This is a genomic window from Spongiactinospora gelatinilytica (genome assembly GCF_003236385.1).
GTDB classification, from domain to species: Bacteria; Actinomycetota; Actinomycetes; order Streptosporangiales; family Streptosporangiaceae; genus Spongiactinospora; species Spongiactinospora gelatinilytica.
In genome coordinates, this window is sequence record NZ_POUA01000515.1 from 1 (window position 1) to 4,295 (window position 4,295).

Here is a 4,295-nt window from a genome sequence, read left to right on the forward strand (position 1 = left end):
GCGCGGGGCGAGGCGGCGGACCTGGAGCCGGGGACCGCCGGAGTCAGCATCACCCCGTTGGGCGCGCGCTTCGGCGAGCAGTCCCCGCCCGAGGGCGTCGCGATCGGGCTGGGCAGCGGTAGGGGGGTGGAGTTGCCCGGCCGTAACCGCTCCGCCGCCGCGTCCACCACGACCGGCAGCGGCGTGCAGCCGTCGTCGGCCCGCCCGCTCCGGCCGCCTTGGCCGTCTTCGCCGCCGGGTCTGGCGGCGATCACCCGCCCGTCGGTCGTGGTGGTCAGGCAGACCCGTAAGCCGCTTCGGCGGCGCTTTTCGGACGGCCCCGGGGCCTCCGAACGCTCAGCCGGATCCTTGGCCGAATCCCCGGCCGATTCAGACGACTCGGGCGGCAGGGACGGCTCCGGGTCGGACGGCTCGAAGGTCAGCCCCGGGTCCTCCTGCTCGTCCAGATGGTACGTGCCCGCCGCCAGCTTGATCCCGCCGTCGCCCGCCGTACGGCCGGCGATGACGCTGCCCACCCCGGCGCCCACGCCGAACACACCGATCGCGACGGCCACGGTGATCGTCGTCGCGCGGGAGGTTCCCATCGTCGTGCCTCCTGTGTCTTGGACGTCAGGCGTCGCGGCTCTCCGAGATGGCAACCCCTCGTATTGCGCGTCTATCGGAAATGACCGGGGCCGGACCGCACCGGGTAACGTTCCACGGCTCACGGTCAGGGCAATGTCCGGGCATGGCGGCATGCCGACGTGGCTGCCGCGCGCGCGTGCCATAGAAATCCTGTGCACACCGAGACATAAAACTAGATATTAGACTGACGGTTATCTCTTGGGAAGGTAAGGAAACCGATGAATAAGTCATCTACTGTGACCGGAATATAAATATTCCGAAAGCCGGGTATCGGCTATCCGAAACCCAGAAGTGCCCATCTGACCAGCACTTTCATGCCCGGCACGCACTGTCCGTCCCAAACCTGTCGTGCTGTAAGTGCATCGCCGGGCGGAGCTCGCTGCTCACCGTGGCCGGGCCCGTGGCCGGGCCGTGCCGAGAGTTCGCCTGCCGTTCTCCTGCGCGGGGCAGGCCGTTCTTCCGTCCGGAGGGTCGTTCTCCCTGGAGGACGTCCGCCAAGCTCACGCCATGAAACGGCGGGCGGCGAGAAGACGCCCTCTCCTCGCCGCACCTGATTTGTCAAGCCCCGTAGTTGCGTTCGGGAAATACCGGTTGGCTATCGTTGCGGCCGCATAGGCCGGATAGGTAGGAGTCCAGCGCGGCCAGCGTGCCGGGCCAGGCGAGGGTGAAACCCGCCCGGGTGTCCTCGTCGATCTCGCCGATCACCCGGTGCTCGACGATGACGCTCGTCGTCTCGCCCTCCGGGGTGAGGATCATCCGCCACTGCCCGGCCACCGGCCCGCGTACGCCCATCGACCCGTCCAGCACCAGCTCGCGGCCCGGGCTCAGCGCGCTCACCACGCCCCACAGGGTGCCCGGCCCGTCATCGAGCGTGCGCCCTTCGGCCGTGGTGCCCAGCCGGCCGCCGAGGCGCGGCTCGAAGGCCAGCCGTTCGCCCTCCGGCCAGGTGCGCGGCCACCAGTCCGCGAGGTCGAGCAGCGCGCCCCAGGTACGCTCGGCCCCGGCCTTGACGGTGTGCTCGGCCCGGACGTCCAGCCCGTACTCCACGCGCGCTCCCCTGCTCGGCTCCGGTCCTTCCGCTGCCCCGGCCGTCTCCACCGGGTGCGCCGTGATGCCGGCCAGCGGCCGGACCCAGCGCTCGTACGCCATCCGCAGCGGGACGGGGTTGAGGTGGTTGAGCCGTTCCCGGCCACGCCGCTCGATGGTGATCAGACCGGCGTCGGCCAGTACGCCCAGATGCTTCATCACGGCGAACCGCGTCGTGGGGAAGACCGCCGCCAGCGCCCCGGTGCTGCGCGCGCCGCCGCGCAGCACATCGAGGATCGCCCGCCGGGTGGGGTCGGCGAGCGCGCGCCAGATCGGTTCTTCGTCGGGAACCACTCTCGGACTCATATGTGACTTCCTGGTCACTCGTGAAGGTGATGTCGATCGCGAGCATGACAACGGGACGGGGCCGGTCAGGAGCGCTGATAAACCGTCGCCCCGCGTACCACCGTGCGGACGCACACCGGCGCGCTCACCGAACCATCGTCCGGCTTGCCGTCCACCAGGTCGGCCATCGGCGCCGCCGCGTCCCAGACCGCGAACGTCGCGATCATCCCGGCGGCCAGCACCCCGCAGTCGTCCATCCGGCCCGCGCGCCAGCCGTTCACCGTGTGCGCCGCCAGCGCGGCGGCGGGGGTCATCCGGTGCGCGGGGGTGTGGTGCCGGACCGCGGCGAGCACGCCCGCCCACGGGTCGATCGGCGTCACCGGGGAGTCGCTGCCGAAGGCCACGCCGACGCCCGCCTCGGCCAGGGAGGCGAACGGGTTCATCGCCGCCGCGCGCTCCGCGCCGACCCGCTCGCCGTACATGCCGTGCACCCCGCCCCAGCAGGCGTCGAACGCGGGCTGCACGCTCGCCCACACGCCCAGATGGGCCATGTGCGCGATCAGGCCCGCGTCGATCATCTCGACGTGTTCCAGCCGGTGCCGCCCGGCGCGGATGACCTCCAGGCCGACCTCCTGGGCGGCGGCCTCGAAGCCCTCCACGGCGGTGCGCACGGCCGCGTCGCCGATCACGTGGAACCCGGCCTGCAACCCGGCCCGCGCGCAGTCCACGATGTGCGCGGCGACGGCCTCGACGCCGTGGTAGAGGGCGCCGGTGTCGCCGGGACGGTCGGCGTACGGCCGGCTGAGCGCCGCCGTACGCGACCCCAGCGAGCCGTCCAGGAATAGGTCGCCCGCCGCCCCGGCGCAGCCGTGCCGGGCGGCGGTCGCGGTGCCGCCCAGCTCGCCCCAGTAGCCGACCACGTCGGGACCCGGCTCGGTACGGCCCAGCTCCAGCATGCTCGCCAGGTCGTCCTCGCTGGACAGCACCGGGCCGGCCAGCTCGTGCAGGCAGCCGACGCCCAGCTCGGCGGCGCGGGCGCGGGTCAGCCGCTGGGCGTCGCGGCGCTGCGCGGATGTCAGCGAGGCGTGCGCGAGGGCGCGCAGCCGTTCGTGTGCGGCCTGGCGGAGCAGGCCGCTGTCGTCGTAGCCCGCGTCGCCGCGGACCTCCGGGTCGGCGGCGAGCAGCGGCGAGGACACCGCGCCCGAGTGGTGGTCGGTGCGGGCCAGGTAGATCATCCGGCCGGGGGCGGCCGCGTCCAGGTCGGCCGCGGTGAGCGGACGCCGTTCCGGCCACAGCGAGTCGTCCCAGCCGCCGCCCAGGATCGTGCCGTGCGGCTGCCCGGTGGCGTGCGCGGCGAGACGCGCGAGGGCCTCGGCCCGGCTCGGGCACCCGGTCAGATCCAGGCCGGACAGCGCCAGGCCGGTGGAGGTCGCGTGGACGTGCGCGTCCACGAAGGCGGGGGTCACCCACGCGCCGTCCAGCTCCACCACGCGCGCGGCGGGCACGTCACCGGTGTCGTCGCCGACCCACACGATCCTTTCGCCCTCGGTGAGCATCGCGCTGCCGCCGTCCGGCGCGTGTATCCGGCCGCCCCGCCACAGCGTGCGCTCCCCGCGCTCCCCGCGCTCCCCGCGCTCCCCGCGCTCCGCCGCCACGCCGCCGTGCGCCTGCGGCGCGGGCATCCGCGACAGGACGGTTCGTTCGTGTTCCCTTGTCACTTCGGTTCTTCGTCTCCCCGGGTCAGTGATGGGATTCAAAGTATGTCGAGTGGGAGCACGAGAACAGGGAAATCAGGATCTGGTGGGTGGCGGTCTGATCACGAAGCCGGACGCTCGTGACGATCTCCCTCCAACCGGCGTGTCGCACCGGTGCGGATCGAATGGATCAGTACGCGACGGCGACGTACTGCTTGATCGTGCTCTGGTCGGTCAGCATGCCGAGCATGGCGTGCGCCAGGTCCGCGCGGGAGATTTTCAGCCCGCGCGGCAGGTTCGCGCCGAGCGCGGTCCGGTAGGCGTGCGTGGCGGGCTTGTCGGTGAGCCGCGGCGGGCGTACGACGGTCCAGTCCAGCCCGCTTCCGGCCAGCACGGCCTCCATCCGGGCGAGGTCGGCGTACTCCTGACGCAGGCCGGCCCGAAGCAGCGGGGTCAGGATGTACCGCATGAACGGCCCCTCACCGGGCGCGTGGCGCGGCACCGGCCGGCCGGGGGCCGACACGCCGGCGACCGGCGCGGCGCTGATCGCCAAGATCCGCCGCGCCCCCTGCGCCCGCATTGCGTCCACGATCGCCTGCGTCCCCC

The 4,295-nt window shown here is 72.7% G+C and carries 4 protein-coding genes; all 4 read right to left on the reverse strand.

From position 1 onward, the window contains the following. Nucleotides 1-584, reverse strand: a 584-nt coding sequence (locus C1I98_RS36010; RefSeq protein WP_199537480.1) for a hypothetical protein, incomplete at its 3' end; no start/stop codon positions are given. A 598-nt stretch (nt 585-1,182) separates the two neighbouring features. After that, the gene (locus C1I98_RS36015) at nt 1,183-2,016 is read right to left on the reverse strand and encodes a helix-turn-helix domain-containing protein (protein ID WP_111171766.1); all 834 of its coding nucleotides are present in this window, start codon (nt 2,014-2,016) and stop codon (nt 1,183-1,185) included. Between the two features lie 65 nt (nt 2,017-2,081). Next, nucleotides 2,082-3,713, reverse strand: coding sequence for an amidohydrolase (locus C1I98_RS36020; protein ID WP_233508476.1), 1,632 nt, complete (start codon nt 3,711-3,713; stop codon nt 2,082-2,084). Nucleotides 3,714-3,879: 166 nt separating this feature from the next. After that, on the reverse strand, nt 3,880-4,278 hold the full coding sequence (locus C1I98_RS36025; RefSeq protein ID WP_267898108.1) for an NAD(P)-dependent oxidoreductase: 399 nt from the start codon (nt 4,276-4,278) through the stop codon (nt 3,880-3,882). Nucleotides 4,279-4,295 lie beyond the last annotated feature (17 nt).